Here is a 15429-nt window from a genome sequence, read left to right on the forward strand (position 1 = left end):
AGCTGATATGGTAATCCCGCCTCAGCTACTGGCACTGCACGAAATCTTTCACCCCTTCCATCTACTCAGATGATTTCCTCCGCCGAAACGGCCCACGTGTTGCTCGAAAGTTTTCCGGAGCTGAGTCCGGAGCTAGAAGTACCAGCCGTGCGCCAGAGCATGTACCGGCAGCTCGACTGCTTTGCCCTGTTCACCCGCACCGCCGCCGAAAATGGCCGCCTAGCCCTGCTGAAGCGCTGCTTTGAAGTAGCCGACCGCCTGGTGCGCCAGGGCGACGCCTACCTGGCCCGAGCCGTCGAGAATGTGTACCTGCACTGCCTGCACCTGGATGGCAGCACCTACGGCAATCAGTTGGCCCGTCAGCTGATGCCGGCCCACCTGTACCAAGTCTATCAACATCCGCACACCAACCTGCTGCCCTAAGCGCGGCTGGCGGCTTCACGCTACCCCTTCGTCATGATTTTTCTGCTCACCGCCGCGGGCCTCGCCGGCTTCGGACTCTTCTACAAGTCGGTTGATTTTTTCGACCACATCTAACGCTACCTCCTGCCATGATGGTCGCCCTCTTTGTCCTCTCTCTTGCCACGTTCGGCTACCTCTGCTACGTGCTGCTGCGCCCAGAGAAATTCTAATTCAGTTACCGGTTGCCAGTTGCCAGACAAGGCAAAAACTGGTAACCGGCAACTGGCAACTCAACTAAGATGATTAACGAACTACTCGGCATCGGCGCCATTTACTTCCTGACGCTGGTGCTGGCCCTGCCGCTGGGCCACTACCTGGCCCGGGTGTTTAAGGGCGAGAAGAACCTGCTGGATTTCCTACGGCCCGTAGAAAACGGCATTTTCCGCCTCTCCGGCATTGATGCCCGCCGCGAAATGAGCTGGCAGCAGCATTTGGTAGCCCTGCTTACCATCAACCTCGTGTGGTTTCTGCTGGCCATGCTGGTCCTCTCTACCCAGGGCAGCCTACCCCTCAACCCCGACCAAAACCCCAGTATGTCGCCGGACTTGGCGTTTAACACGGCCATTTCCTTTCTGGTTAACTGCAACCTCCAGCACTACAGCGGCGAGTCAGGCCTGAGCTACCTCTCCCAGATTGTGGTAATTACCTTTCTGCAGTTTGTGAGTGCCGCTACTGGCATTGCGGCAGCAGTGGTGGTGTTCAATGCCCTGCAAACCCGCGCTACCGATAAGCTGGGCAACTTTTACAACTACTTCGTGAAGAGCCTCACGCGCCTGTTGCTGCCCGGTTCCCTGCTGGTAGCCTTGCTGCTAGCCTTCAATGGCACCCCCATGACCTTGCAGGGCAAGCAGGAGCTAGTAGCCCTGCAGGGCGACTCGGTAGCTGTGTCGCGCGGGCCGGTGGCGGCTATGGTGGCTATTAAGGAGCTGGGTACCAATGGGGGCGGTTTTTACGGGGCCAACTCGGCTCACCCCCTCGAAAACCCCAACTACCTCACCAACGCCATTGAGAACATCGCCCTGGTTATTATTCCCATGGCTATGGTATTTGCCTTGGGCTTCTACCTGAACCGCCGCAAGCTGGCCCTGATGATTTTTGGGGTCATGACGGTGGGCTTCGTGGTGCTGCTGGCCCCCACGGTGTACTATGAGCTGCAGGGCAACCCTGCTATTAGTCACCTGGGTGTAAACCAAGGGCTAGGGGCGCTGGAAGGCAAGGAAATGCGGTTTGGCGCAGCGGCTTCGGCCTACTGGAGCATCACCAACACGGTTATCAGCTGCGGCTCGGTGAACTCCATGCACGACTCGTTTATGCCGCTTTCCGGGCTGACCCAGATGCTGGGCATGATGACCAACGCCTTTTACGGCGGGTGCGGGGTAGGGCTACTCAACTTCTTTGCCTACCTCTGCCGTATTCATTGCTGGCCTGATGGTGGGCCGCACCCCGGAACTGCTGGGCAAGAAGATTGAGGCCCGCGAGATGAAAATTGCCATCCTTGTGACTCTGCTGCACCCGCTGCTGATTCTGGCAGGCACGGCCCTCACGGCCCACCTCTACGCCGGCAACCCCACGGAGTACGCCGGCTGGCTCGCCAACCCCGGCTACCATGGCTTCTCCGAGATGCTGTATGAGTTTACCTCCGCCTCCGCCAACAACGGTTCCGGCTTCGAGGGCCTCGGCGACAACACACCTTGGTGGAACATCAGCACGGGGGTAGTGCTGCTGCTGTCCCGCTTCCTGCCCATCATCGGTCCGGTGGCTATTGCCGGATTGCTGGCCCGCAAGAAGTACGTGCCCGAAAGCGCCGGCACCTTGCCCGCCGACACGGCCACCTTCGGCGTCATGGTTATGGCTGTCATCGTCATTATAGCCGCCCTGGCCTTCTTCCCGGCCCTGGCCCTGGGCCCCATTGCCGAGCATTTCTCCCTGTATTAGTACAGAGGTGGGAGTGCTGAGTTGATGGTCAGTTCGGCTTCTATCTGCCCCCACTCTTCCCTTCGTCTCAATACTCATTACTGAGTACCATGTCTAAAGACTCTCAATCCTTGTTTCAACCCGCGCTGGTGCAGGAGGCTATCAAACAAGCCTTCGTGAAGCTCGACCCGCGCGTGATGTTCCGCAACCCGGTGATGTTTACCGTGGAAATCGGGACGGTGGTAATGCTGCTCGTGACGCTAGGGCTGCTCGTGAAACCCGATGCGGCTCAGGGTTCCTTCGCCTACAACTTCACGGTGTTTGTAGTGCTGTTTCTGACCTTGCTGTTCGCCAACTTTGCCGAGGCCATTGCCGAGGCCCGCGGCAAGGCCCAGGCCGAAAGTCTGCGCAAAACCCGCGAGGAAACCCCGGCCCGCGTCATCGACGAAAAAGGCAACACCTCTTCGGTGTCTTCTTCTCAGCTCCAGAAAGGCCAGGTATTTCTGGTGGAGGCTGGCGAAATCATCCCCACCGACGGGGAAATTATCGAGGGGCTGGCGACCATCGATGAGTCGGCCATTACGGGCGAGTCGGCTCCGGTAATTCGGGAGGCCGGCGGTGATAAGTCGTCGGTGACGGGTGGCACCAAGGTGTTGTCGGACCGCATTAAGGTTGTGGTGACCACGGCGCCCGGAGAGTCGTTTCTGGATAAGATGATTGCCCTAGTGGAAGGCGCTTCGCGGCAGAAAACGCCCAACGAAATTGCCCTTACCATTCTGCTGGCAGGCTTTACGCTGGTCTTTATCATTGTGTGCGTGACCTTGCAGCCCTTCGCGGCCTACGCCAACACGCCCATTGCCATTGCTTCCTTCATTGCCCTATTCGTGTGCCTGATTCCGACCACCATCGGCGGGCTGCTCTCGGCCATTGGCATTGCGGGCATGGACCGCGCCCTGCGCGCCAACGTCATCACCAAAAGCGGCAAAGCCGTGGAAACCGCCGGCGACATCGACGTGCTGCTCCTGGACAAAACCGGCACCATCACCATTGGCAACCGCAAAGCCACGCACTTCTGGCCCGCGCCGGGGGTAGGGGAGCAGCAGTTTGTGGAGCTGGCCACCCTGGCCTCGCTCACCGACGAAACCCCCGAGGGCAAGAGCATTGTGGAGTTGGCCCGCGAAAAGCAAGTGAATCCGGAGCAGTTGCAAGCTCGCCTGCAGGGTGCCGAGCTGATTAAGTTCACGGCCGAAACCCGCAGCTCAGGCGTCACGCTGGCCAGCGGCCAACGCATCCGCAAGGGCGCTTCCGATGCCATTCGCCAACTGGCCGCCAAAGCCAACCAGCCCTTCCCCCAGGAGACTACCCAGCGCGTAGAAGCCATTGCCAGCAACGGCGGCACCCCGCTCGTAGTCAGCGAAAACGACCGGGTACTGGGGGTAGTAGAGCTGCAGGATATCATCAAGCCCGGCATTCAGGAGCGGTTTGAGCGCCTGCGCAAAATGGGCATCAAGACGGTGATGGTAACCGGCGACAACCCGCTCACGGCCCGCTTCATTGCCGAAAAAGCCGGCGTAGATGATTTCATTGCCGAAGCCAAGCCCGAGGACAAGATGACCTACATCCGCCGCGAGCAGCAAGAAGGCAAGCTGGTAGCCATGATGGGCGATGGCACCAACGACGCGCCCGCCCTGGCCCAGGCCGACGTGGGAGTAGCCATGAACTCGGGCACCCAGGCCGCCAAGGAAGCCGGCAATATGGTGGACCTCGACAATGACCCCACCAAGCTCATTGAGGTAGTCGAAATCGGAAAGCAGCTGCTCATGACCCGCGGCACGCTCACCACGTTCAGCATCGCCAACGACGTAGCCAAGTACTTTGCCATTGTGCCGGCCCTGTTCATGATAGCCATTCCGAGCCTGGGCGCGCTGAACATCATGGGGCTGAAGTCGCCGCAGTCGGCCATCCTTTCGGCGGTCATTTTCAACGCTATTATCATTCCGCTGCTGGTGCCGCTGGCCCTGCGGGGGGTAGCCTACAAGCCCATCGGTGCCTCGGCTTTGCTGCGCCGCAACCTGCTGGTGTATGGCCTGGGCGGCGTCATCGTCCCCTTCATCGGCATTAAAGTCATTGACCTGCTGGTAGGGCTGTTTTTGTAGAAAGCTGACATCATAAAAGTAACTGTCATCCTGAGCGAAGCGAAGGACCTTACGAGGTTCGCACGGTCATCGAACGACTTATTTATGCGTGCGTGACAAGGTCCTTCGCTCCACTCAGGATGACAGATAATCAAAAAGAAACACATGAAACAACACCTGCTTCCTGCTTTCCGCTTAACCTTAGTGCTCCTGGTAGTGTGCTGCCTGATTTACCCAGCGCTGGTATGGGCCGGCGCACAGTTGGCCCCGAACGGCGGCCAGGGCGAAACCATCAGTCACCGGGGCCGCGTGGTGGGCTACGATAACGTGGGCCAGAAATTCACTCGTCCGGAATACTTCTGGTCGCGCCCCTCGGCGGTAGATTACAACTCGGCCGGCTCAGCGGGCTCCAACAAGGGTCCCAGCAACCCCGAGTACCTGGCCACGGTGCAGGCCCGCCTCGATACCTTCTTGCTCCGGAACCCCGGCGTACCCAAAGCCCAGGTACCCGCCGAGCTGATTACCGCCTCGGGCTCCGGCCTTGATCCACACCTCTCGCCCGCCGGGGCCACCGTGCAGGTAGCCCGCGTGGCCCGAGCCCGCCAGCTTGATGCCACCAAAGTGCAGGCCCTGGTAGCCCAGTATACCCAACATAGCCTGCTGGGCCCCAACCGGGTAAACGTGCTGCGCCTAAACGTGGCCCTAGACAAACTGAGTGGCCAGTAAGCGTCGGGCCTCTCCAGGGTTTATGCCGTTGTTTGGGGTAGCAACCTATCCTAAACACCTATTTCTCTACCTCCATTCCTGAGCAACATACTGCTAACAGGCAGTGCTCTTCTCCCCATGAAATCTATTTCCCTGCTTACCCTCGGCTTGCTGTGCAGCGCGGCTGCTTCTGCTCAAACCACCCCCGTTGCGGCCGATACGGTGGTAACGCCCGCCGAGGCCCCGGCCACCCCACCTGCCACCCCACTTACGACGTACGGCTTTGTGGATGGCTATTATGGCTATGACCTCAAGCACGCCGCTACCAACGACCGGCCCGGGTTCCTGTACTCCCACGACCGCCAAAACGAGTTTACGGTGAACAACGCCATCCTGGGCCTGCGCTACGACAACGGGCAGGTGCGCGGAGCCCTGGGCCTGCACGCCGGCACCTACGTATCGGCCAACTACGCCGCCGAGGACCCGGTGCTGCGCCACATCTACGAGGCATACGCGGGTTTCCGGCCGTTCCGGAAGGCCTGGCTCGACGTAGGTATTTTCGGCTCTCACATCGGCTTTGAGTCGGCCATCAGCAAAGACAACTGGACGCTTACCAGGTCCATGATGGCCGAAAACTCGCCTTACTACGAGGCCGGAGCCCGCTTTACCTATGAGGTGGACCCCAAGCTAACCCTGACGGCCCTGGTGCTTAACGGCTGGCAGAATATCCGGGAAACCAATCAGAAAAAGGCCGTGGGTACTCAAATTCAGTGGAAGCCCACCGAAAAGCTGCTCATCAACAGCAGCACCTTTTACGGCAATGAACAGCCTCACGACCTAGTGAAGCGCCGCCGCTACTTCCATGATTTCTACGTGAGCTACGCCGTCACCGAGCGCCTAAGCGTGGCTGGCGTATTCGATGTGGGCAAGCAGAAGCAGGCCGCCCGCGGTAGCAAAGCCGATACCTGGCACACCGGCGCCGCCTTCGTGCGCTACAAGCTGGCCGATAAGTGGTCGGCTACGGCCCGCGCCGAGTACTACAATGCCGACCACGGCGTCATCATTTCCTCAATCTCGCCAGCCTCCACCGATGCCGACTTCAAGGTAAAAGCCGCCTCCCTCAACCTCGACTACCTGCCCACCAGCAATGTAGCGTTTAGGGTGGAAGGCCGCGTATTTCACTCCGGCCAGGATTTTCTTACTGACCGCAACGGCCAACCCACCAACTCCTACGGCAACCTGACCAGCAGCATTGCTCTGTCTTTTTAGGAGAAGGCTGGGCTACCAGTCTGAGTGATATCGTCTGTCATACTTTGCGCAGCAAAGCATCTTGCAGGCTGACGCTGCCAGACTAACCGTCATTCCGAGCTTGTCGAGGAATCTCGCGTGCTGACGTTGCAATAGTAATTCTAACGTCAGCACGCGAGATTCCTTGACAAGCTCGGAGTGACAGATTGGAAAAGCGTGCGCCTAAATTCTGCATGAAAGCCAGCTTCCCGCAAGAACGCCATCGAGTACAAACAACATCCCGCAACGCCTACCCCCTATGACCCCTTCCAACGATGGCTCTCAGCTGCGCGACCAATCGGCGGAGCGGTTTCTGCGCCTAGTGCAGGAACCGCGGCGCGGGCGGCTGAAGGTGTACATTGGACTGGGCGCGGGGGTAGGGAAAACCTACCGTATGCTTCAGGAGACCCAGGAGTTGCGCCAGCACGGCGTGGATGCGGTATTGGGCTACGTGGAAACCCACGGCCGGGCCGGCACCGTGGCCCAGCTGCAAAACCTACCCCTCATCAAGCGCAAAAGCATCTTCTACAAGGGCCGGATGCTGGAAGAAATGGACGTGGCGGCCATTTTGCAGCGTCGGCCGGCGGTGGTGGTGGTCGATGAGCTGGCCCACACCAACGTGCCCGGCTCCGAGAACGAGAAGCGCTGGCAGGACGTGGAGCAGCTGGTGCGGGCGGGTATCTCAGTGATTACTGCTGTGAACGTGCAGCACCTGGAAAGCCTCCACGACCAAGTGCTGCGCATTACAGGCCAAGATGTGGCTGAGCGAGTACCCGACCAGCTCCTGAAGCTGGCCGACGAGGTAGTAAACGTGGACCTGACTGTGCCCGAGCTGCGGGCCCGCCTGGAGGAAGGCAAAATCTACGATCCGCAGAAGGTGCCCACGGCGTTGCGCAATTTCTTTCAGCCCGAAAACTTGCTGCAACTCCGCGAGCTGGCGTTGCGGGAAGTGGCCGGGCAGCTTAGCCGCCAGATTGATACGGGCGCGGCCTCGGTGCCGGCCCCGCGCCGCAACCACGACCGGCTGCTGGCCTGCATCAACTCCAACGCTCCGGCCGCCCGCGAAATCATCCGCAAAACTTCCCGCCTCGCCGACCGCCTAGGCACGGCTACCTGGTACGTGCTCTACGTGCAAACCGCCCGCGAATCGGTGGACCGGGTGGGGCTGGCTACCCAGCGCCACCTGCTGCGCAACTTGCAGCTGGCTACCGAGCTGGGCGGGCAGATTCTGCGGGTGAAGTCGGATGAGGTAGTGGGGGAGATACTGCGCGTGGCTCAGGAAAAAGGCGCTACCCTGCTTATTTGCGGCGTCACGCGGGAAAAAAGCTGGTGGCAGCGGCTGACCCGCCCAGGCATCACCTCGACCTTAATTCGGGCGGTAGCCCGCACCGATACCGACCTGGACCTTTTCCTGGTGACCTACTGATACGGCCCTCCGTTACCGCCGGCTTCCTACCCCTCCTTCGCTCATGAACCTCAAAACCAAAATCACGCTGGCGTTCCTGACCATGCTGCTCCTGCTGCTGGGCGTCAGCGCGTTTACGTTGTACTCGCTTAACCGCCTGGACCGCAGTGCCCGCAATGTGTTGCAGGACAACTTCTACTCCGTAGAATTAGGCCAGCAAATGTTGCGGGCTCTCGACCGGCTCCAGGCGCAGGAGGCTCCGCTGGACACGCAAGCCAAGCAACGATTTGAGCAACTGCTGGCCCGCGAGGCCGGTAACGTGACCGAGCCCGGCGAGCAGGAGGTGGTCGATTCTTTGTTCAGTGAGTTGGCTAACACAGAGCGATATCTGGCCTCCCATACCACAGCGCCACAGATATGGAACGCGCATATGAGTCAGCTGAGGCAGCTGACGTACCGCATGGTGAACCTGAATACCCAAGCCCTCACGCGCAAAAATGAAGCGGCCAACCGCTTGGCTACCGAGCAGAGCGGCTACGTACTGGCCCTGCTCACGTTTGCCGTCCTAACCTCGCTGTTGTTTGTGCTGAGTGTGCCCGAAGCCGCCGTGAGTGGGTTGCGCAAGCTGTCGGCCAGCATCGAAAATGCTACCCACCAAGATTACTCCAACTCAATTCCGGTGGAAAGCCACGACGAGTTTGGCGGCGTGGCGCGGGCCTTCAACCGCCTGCTGGTGCAGCTGCAGGACTACCGCACCTCCACACTGGCCCAGCTGCTGGCCGAGCGCAACCGCATGGTGAGCCTGGTGAACAACCTGGATGAGGGCCTGCTGCTAGTAGATGAAAACCGCCGCCTGATTCTGGCGAATCCCGTGGCCCAGCAGCTCTTGGCCCTACCCCCCGAGCAGCTCGTAAATCGCCCCGCCGAGGAAATAGGCCAGCAAAACGACCTGTTCCGGGAGCTGCTGCGCCACTTGGATACGCCCGCCGCTCAGCGCCCCACCGAAGCGGCCCCCGTGCTCACCCTGGCCCAGCACGACGAGGAAGCCTACTACCGCGTCAGCGTGAATGATGTGGTGAGCTTTAATGAAGCTTTAGATAAAATGGAGTTTGTAGGCTCCATCCTGACATTGCGCAACGTTTCGGAGTACAAGAAGCTGGACCAAGCCAAGTCGAACTTCCTGGCTACCGTGTCGCATGAGCTGAAAACGCCTTTGTCGAGTATCAATTTCAGTTTGAAGCTGCTGCAAAACGGCAAAGTTGGGCCTGTGAACGAGGAGCAGCAGAATATTTTGGCCACCATCAAGCAGGAAAACCAGCGTCTGCTGCGGCTGGTGGGGGAACTGATTGACGTGTCGAGGCTAGAGCCGGGCAACATTCAACTTAACTTCCAAGCGGCCCGCGTGGCCGAGGTGGTGCAGTTTGCCGCCGCTACCATTCAGCTCCAGCTCCAGCCCAAGCAGCTCACCCTCGATATCCAGATTGCCGACACCCTACCCCCCGTACGCGCCGACATCGAGAAAACGACCTGGGTACTGCTCAACCTGCTGGCCAACGCCATCCGCTACTCTCCGGAGCAGGCGCAGATTCATATCCGGGCGGCTCTTACCACCGAGGCGCAGCCCCAGGTTCGCATCAGTGTGCAGGACTACGGACCCGGCATTGCCCCGCAGTATCAGGAAAAAATCTTCCAGCGCTTCGTGCAGATTCCCAACCAGAGCGGCTACAAAGGCGGTTCCGGCCTGGGTCTGAGCATCGCCCGCGAGTTTATTGGCAGCCAGGGCGGGCAGCTGTGGGTAGAAAGCGAGCTGGGCAGCGGCAGCACCTTCAGCTTCACGCTGCCGCTGGCGGGTTAAGGGACTTCTTAACTACTGCGGACTAAAGCTAGAAGCTAGTTCCCCTCCTCAGTTGAGGAGGGGTTAGGGGTGGTTGACCTGGAACAGAACGATAACTAGCCTTAGCTTCTAGCTCTAGTCTTTCAACCACCCCTAGCCCCTCCTCAGCTGAGGAGGGGAACTAGATTTAGTCCTTAATAGCAACGAGTGTTATTCGCTTAGATGGCCGAAACCCGCACAAACAGCAGAGGGGCTTTGCTCTGCTAGGCGGAACGTTCTATAAAGCTTACTGCTCCAGAATTTCCAGCTGCCAGCGGAGTTCTTCGTTGCGGATGGGGTAGGGGGCGCCCTGTCGCAGCGTCTGGTGTACAGCCTCAAACAGGCCCGGGTAGTTACCGCGCGGAGAGGCAAGAGTAGTCAAGGATTTTTCGCCGTTGCCGGATACCACGGTCAGTTCGCCGGCGCTGGAATCCAGGCCGTAAGCGGCATCGGTGGGCAGCATTTCCTGGTCGAGTTGGGTTTCCTGCACATCGGTGCGCGGCTTCTGGAAGGAGCCCAGCGTGCCGTGCAGCACGTAGGCCGGCACCGGGGCAGCCGTGAGCAGGCTGCCCGCCACGAACACGTTCAGCCCGCCGGGGTAGGCAAGGTGGTAGTGGAAGTAGTCGTTTACACGCGACTTAGGCCGGTTGCAGCTTAGGGTTTTGTGTACCCGCTCGGGCCGCCCGAACAAGCTCAGGGCCTGATCCAGAACGTGGGGGCCCAGGTCATAGCTCAGGCCGCTGCCGTGGGTAGCGGGGTCTTCCTTAAACACCTTGGCGTTGAGAGCCGCCTTGTACCGGTCGAAGCGGAAATGCACCTCGGTAATGCGGCCGAGCTGCCGGCTTTCCACTACCTCTCGCACCAGCTGAAAGTCGGAGTCCCAGCGGCGGTTTTGGTAGGCCAGCAGGTGCAGACCCCGCTCCTGAGCCAGGGCCAGCAGCTCATCAAGCTCCGCGAGGGTGGTGGTTACGGGCTTTTCGATGAGGACGTGTTTGCCCGCCCGCAGCGCTTCCCGTGCCAGCTCGAAATGCGTGCCGTTGGGGGTATTGATGATGACCAGCTCCAGCGCCGCGTCGGCCAGCAGCTCGGCCATGCTATCGTAGCTGATGACGCCGGGGTAAACCTCGGCCACTTGCTTGCGGCTGCGCTCCACCACCGCCCGCAGCTGAAAGCCAGGGTGCGTATGAATGAAAGGCGCGTGAAAAATGCGGCCCGACATGCCGAAGGCCAGGAGGCCGGTTTGGATAGGGTTGCTCATGCGAAGAGGGGTAGGGGGTAGCAGCAGTACGGCACTGCCCGCCAAAAAGCCGTAAGCAGTACTAGCTGCTAGCAGCGGCCACAAACAAACGCACAAACTTCCAGACCCCGATGCCTGCCCTCGACCGTTTTTCCAGCCAAGCCGAGCTCTACGCCCGCTACCGCATCAACTACCCTCCAGAGCTGTACCAGTGGCTGCTGCCCCAGGTGCCCGGGCGCGAGCGGGCTTGGGACTGCGCCACCGGCAACGGGCAGGTAGCCGTGGTGCTGGCCGAGCACTTCCAGCAGGTAGAAGCTACCGACCTCAGCGCCTCGCAGCTGGCCCAGGCCCCCGCCCGGCCCAACATCACCTACCAACCCTCAACCGCCGAGCACACGCCTTTTCCCGTTAGCCACTTCGATCTGATAACCGTGGCCCAGGCCCTGCACTGGTTTGACATGGCGGCGTTTAACCAAGAGGTAAACCGGTTGCTGCGCTCCGGTGGGGTAGTGGCCGAGTGGGGCTACGGGCTGGTGCAGGTAAGCCGGGAGCAGGACCCGCTGATCCGGGAGTTTTACGCCGGCACCATGCGGCCCTACTGGGATGAAAACCGCTGGCACATCGACGACGAGTATGCCCGCCTGCCCTTCCCGTTTGCCGGGGTGCAGCAGGCGCGGTTTGCGGTGCAGCGGCAGTGGTCGGCGGAGTGGTTTCTGAACTACCTGCGCACCTGGTCGAGCGTGGTGAAGTACGAAAAGCAGCACGGCCATGACCCCGTGCTAGGCATTGCCGACGAGCTAACCCGGCTGTGGGGGGACGGCGAACGGACGGTAACGTTTCCGGTTTTCGCGCGGTTGGGGCGGAAAGAATAGGTAAGGAGCGAGGTACTGACCCAAACCTATGCCCTCCGAATCCTGCCTGGCTTCCTACCTTCGGCTTCATGATGAAACCCACCCAAACTCTACCCCTCAGTGGACTGCAAGTACTGGAGCTGGCCTCGGTGCTGGCTGGCCCCCAGGTAGGGCAGTTTCTGGCCGAGCTGGGGGCTGAGGTCTTGAAGATTGAAGCCCCGGCCGGCGACGTTACCCGCACCTGGCGCACCCCCGCCGAAGCCCCCGGTACCACCGTTTCAGCGTACTTCAGCTGTGCCAACTGGGGCAAGCGCAGCCAGATCATCGACCTCACTACCCCCACCGGCCGCGCCGAAGTGCACCGCCTCGCTGCCTCCGCCGACATCATCCTAGCCAGCTACAAGCCCGGCGACGCTGAGAAGCTGCAGGTTGATTATGCTACGTTATCGGGCCTGAACCCACGCCTCATTTACGGCCACATCACCGGCTACGGTCCCGCCGCTAACCGCGCCGGCTACGACGCCGTGCTGCAGGCCGAAACGGGCTTCATGCACCTCAACGCGGCCGGCCCCGGCCAGGAACCCCAGAAAATGCCGGTAGCCTTAGTGGATCTACTCACGGCTCATCAGCTCAAGGAAGGTCTGCTCACGGCTCTCTACCAGCGCGAGAGAACCGGCCGGGGCGCCCTGGTACAGGTGTCGCTGCTGGACAGTGCCCTGGCTTCCCTGGCCAACCAGGCGGCTACCTACCTCGTCACGGGCCACGACCCTCAGCCCCTGGGCTCCGGCCACCCCAGCATTGTGCCCTACGGCACCGTGTACACCGCCGCTGACGGAGTGCGTCTGCTGCTGGCCGTAGGTGCCGATCGTCAGTTTCAGCAGCTGTGCGCGGTACTGGACCGCCCCGAATGGGCTACCGACGCGCGCTTTCAGACCAATACCAACCGGGTAGCGCACCGCGCCATATTGGAGGAACTGCTACACCAGCGCATCGCGGAGGTAACGGGCGCCGAGCTACTCGCGGAGCTGGAGCGGCGGCTGGTGCCTGCCGGGGCCGTGCGCAGCGTAGGAGAAGCCCTGCGCCACGAAGCTGCCGCACCTATGCTGCTGCCCGCCACGCCGGAGTTTCCACACGCCGGCTTGCGCACGGTGGCGTTTTGGAGCAATACCTGGCCGGTGGCTGAGCGGCTGCTACCCCCACCCGCGCCGGGCAACGCGCCGGAGTGAATATGAACAGTTAGCCGGGAGAAGTAGCGCGAAAATCCGTTTCGCGACGAGAGCAGCGAGTATCCCGAAACCGCGTGGGACTGGATACTCGCCTGCGGCTCGTTGCGAAACGGATTTTCGCGCTACTGGCTGCTCTTGTCGGGGGGCAACAGCTGGGTAAATCCATAGGGAGGTTCAGCCGGCTGGAGGGGGGTAGGGGCGAAGCCCTATCGGCCGCTGAAAACTCCTACCCCTGAAGTTTGCGTAGATACCAGCCGAAAGGCTGCTAACTGAGGCAGCCATTTTTCCACCGCCGCGCCGGGTAGTCCGGCCTCCGACTTGCTTTTACATGGAAGATACGCCTCATACCACGTCCGCTGCCGCGCTGCATGTGCCGCTGGAAGATGCCGCCCTGAGTGCCCCCACTACCACCACGGGCTGCCCCAACACCGATGGACAGCCGACCCACGCGCCCGGCGAGCCCGGCCCTACCCCCGAAGACCGCCTCGACCAGATTTTCGAAGGGTTGAAACAGAAGTCCTCAGCTAAGCAGGCCATCTACCGCAACACCCTGGCTACTTTCGACATGCTGCGAAAGGTGTCGCAGGAGCTGGTGGTGGAGCTGAGCCGCAAGATTACACCTGTCGATTCGACGGTGGTGATTGAGTACCGGCCCGTAAATGAAATGGAGTTTCACATCCGCTTTTCCGGCGACCTGCTGGTGTTCGTGCTGCACTCCAACATCGTCACCTTCCCCGAGGACTACGGTCCCATGGCCACGCAGTACGTGCAGGACGATTTCCGGCGCCGCTTCTTCGGCCACATCATGGCCTACAACTTTATGGCCGACAGCATCAAGTACCAGCGCATGAACGACCCCGGCTATCTGGTGGGGCGCCTGCTGGTCAACATCGATAATCACTATTTTCTGGAGGGCGTGCAGCAGCTGGAGCTGCCCGATAACGATATGTCGGACAACCGTATTACGGAAGAAGCCCTCAAGCTCTTCGTGGAAAGCGCCATGATTGCCGCCGTCAACAACGACCTAATTGCGCCGCCCCTCGACGACATCCAGAAAATCAGCGTGAAGCAGAAGCTGGAAAACCAGCAGGTCAGCCGGGCCCGCAAAGTCGGCTTCAGCTTCTCCCACGAGCAGTCTCCCATCAGCATCGATGGCCTGCCGTATTGAAAGGAGCAACTAAAGCGTGTCGTGGCGAGGGCACCGAAGTCATCCGTCCTCTTTATGTGAGATGCATAATAAACAGACAAGCCCTTGACGCTCGCACAGTCGTCAAGGGCTTGTTGCATTTCAGGGGGTAGCACGCTGGTCACGAAGGATGGCGTCGGCGCCCTCACTATTTCACTACCTCACCGCTTACCGCGCTGAGTACCCGACTTTCTCGCGCACTTTATTGAGGATGGTGGTGCCGTAGGCCTGGGCTTTGCGGGCACCTTCGGCCAGCTTGCGGTCAATTTCCGGCAGGTTGTTGATGTAGAAGTTGAACTGCTCCCGCTCCTGCGCAAAACGGGTGCGGATGAGCTCGTAGAGGGCGGTTTTGGCGTGACCGTAGCCGTAGCCGCCGCGCAGGTAGTTCTGGCGCATTTCCTCTACCTCCGCCGGCGAGGCCAGCAGGGAATACAGCTTGAAGGTGGTATCGGTGTCGGGGTTTTTGGGGTCTTCCAGCGGGGTGCTGTCCGATACGATGCTGCGGATGGTTTTGAGCAGGGTCTTGTCATCCACGAAAATGTCGATGATGTTGCCGTAGCTCTTGCTCATCTTCTGCCCATCGAGGCCCGGAATAGTCATCAGCTGCTCATCTACGCGGGCCTGGGGCAGCATGAAGGTTTCGCCGTAGCGGTTGTTGAAAGCCGAGGCAATGTCGCGCGTGATTTCCAGGTGCTGGATCTGGTCTTTGCCCACGGGCACGAACTCCGCGTCGTAGAGCAGAATATCGGCGGCCATGAGCACGGGGTAGGTGAACAGGCCCGCATTCACGTCGGAGAGGCGGTTGCTTTTATCCTTGAACGAGTGTGCATTCGCCAGCATGGGGTAGGGCGTGAAGCACGAGAGATACCAGGTCAGCTCCGTCACCTGCGGCACATCCGACTGGCGATAGAACAGGTTCTTCTCGGTGTCGAAACCACAGGCCAGCCAGGCAGCCGCCACCGCGTAGGTGTTCTGGCGCAGCGTTTCGGCGTCGCGCACGGTGGTCAGGGAGTGCAGATCAGCAATAAACAGCAGCGACTCGTTAGCGCTTTGCTGCGACAGCTCAATGGCCGGAAGAATGGCGCCGAGCAGGTTGCCCAGGTGGGGGCGGCCCGTGCTTTGGATGCCGGTAAGAATGCGGGACATGA

The 15429-nt window shown here is 60.5% G+C and carries 12 protein-coding genes and 1 pseudogene; 11 read left to right on the forward strand and 2 right to left on the reverse strand.

The window, feature by feature from the left end; all coding sequences use genetic code 11:
* The first annotated feature begins 69 nt into the window (after positions 1-69).
* The 8 genes and pseudogenes from FGZ14_RS01225 to FGZ14_RS01260 all read left to right on the forward strand — a co-directional run bounded on the left by FGZ14_RS01225 (position 70) and on the right by FGZ14_RS01260 (position 9763).
* Positions 70-423, forward strand: a complete 354-nt coding sequence (locus FGZ14_RS01225; RefSeq protein ID WP_139920383.1) for a hypothetical protein — start codon at positions 70-72, stop codon at positions 421-423.
* A gap of 131 nt (positions 424-554) precedes the next feature.
* A complete protein-coding gene (gene kdpF / locus FGZ14_RS22285; RefSeq protein WP_139925975.1) occupies positions 555-632 on the forward strand; it encodes a K(+)-transporting ATPase subunit F in 78 nt (25 codons plus the stop codon).
* A gap of 69 nt (positions 633-701) precedes the next feature.
* A pseudogene (kdpA, locus tag FGZ14_RS01235) lies at positions 702-2397 on the forward strand (potassium-transporting ATPase subunit KdpA).
* An 89-nt stretch (positions 2398-2486) separates the two neighbouring features.
* Complete coding sequence (gene kdpB, locus FGZ14_RS01240) at positions 2487-4532, forward strand: potassium-transporting ATPase subunit KdpB (protein WP_139920385.1); 2046 nt, start codon at positions 2487-2489, stop codon at positions 4530-4532.
* A 144-nt stretch (positions 4533-4676) separates the two neighbouring features.
* Positions 4677-5237 (forward strand): potassium-transporting ATPase subunit KdpC, encoded by a 561-nt coding sequence (gene kdpC / locus FGZ14_RS01245; RefSeq protein WP_139920387.1) that lies wholly within the window; start codon positions 4677-4679, stop codon positions 5235-5237.
* 117 nt (positions 5238-5354) lie between these two features.
* Complete coding sequence (locus FGZ14_RS01250) at positions 5355-6485, forward strand: porin (protein WP_139920389.1); 1131 nt, start codon at positions 5355-5357, stop codon at positions 6483-6485.
* A 277-nt stretch (positions 6486-6762) separates the two neighbouring features.
* Positions 6763-7929, forward strand: coding sequence for a sensor protein KdpD (locus FGZ14_RS01255; protein ID WP_139920391.1), 1167 nt, complete (start codon positions 6763-6765; stop codon positions 7927-7929).
* 43 nt (positions 7930-7972) lie between these two features.
* A complete protein-coding gene (locus tag FGZ14_RS01260; protein ID WP_139920393.1) occupies positions 7973-9763 on the forward strand; it encodes an ATP-binding protein in 1791 nt (596 codons plus the stop codon).
* A gap of 265 nt (positions 9764-10028) precedes the next feature.
* Here the strand turns inward: FGZ14_RS01260 and FGZ14_RS01265 are convergent, their stop codons facing one another.
* Positions 10029-11039: a Gfo/Idh/MocA family oxidoreductase gene (locus FGZ14_RS01265; protein WP_139920395.1), complete on the reverse strand. Its 1011-nt coding sequence runs from the start codon at positions 11037-11039 to the stop codon at positions 10029-10031.
* A gap of 110 nt (positions 11040-11149) precedes the next feature.
* On the opposite strand from FGZ14_RS01265, the gene FGZ14_RS01270 reads away from it, so the two are divergent.
* The 3 genes from FGZ14_RS01270 (at position 11150) to FGZ14_RS01280 (ending at position 14263) form a co-directional block, all read left to right on the forward strand.
* Entirely contained in the window at positions 11150-11890 is a 741-nt protein-coding gene (locus FGZ14_RS01270; protein WP_139920397.1) for a class I SAM-dependent methyltransferase, read from the forward strand.
* 68 nt (positions 11891-11958) lie between these two features.
* Positions 11959-13095, forward strand: coding sequence for a CaiB/BaiF CoA-transferase family protein (locus FGZ14_RS01275; RefSeq protein WP_257883313.1), 1137 nt, complete (start codon positions 11959-11961; stop codon positions 13093-13095).
* Positions 13096-13423: 328 nt separating this feature from the next.
* Positions 13424-14263 (forward strand): hypothetical protein, encoded by an 840-nt coding sequence (locus tag FGZ14_RS01280; RefSeq protein WP_257883314.1) that lies wholly within the window; start codon positions 13424-13426, stop codon positions 14261-14263.
* Positions 14264-14449: 186 nt separating this feature from the next.
* Here FGZ14_RS01280 and trpS read toward each other — a convergent pair whose 3' ends face one another.
* Complete coding sequence (gene trpS / locus FGZ14_RS01285) at positions 14450-15427, reverse strand: tryptophan--tRNA ligase (RefSeq protein ID WP_139920399.1); 978 nt, start codon at positions 15425-15427, stop codon at positions 14450-14452.
* Positions 15428-15429: the final 2 nt, after the last annotated feature.

The organism is Hymenobacter sp. DG01, from assembly GCF_006352025.1.
Classification (GTDB): domain Bacteria; phylum Bacteroidota; class Bacteroidia; order Cytophagales; family Hymenobacteraceae; genus Hymenobacter.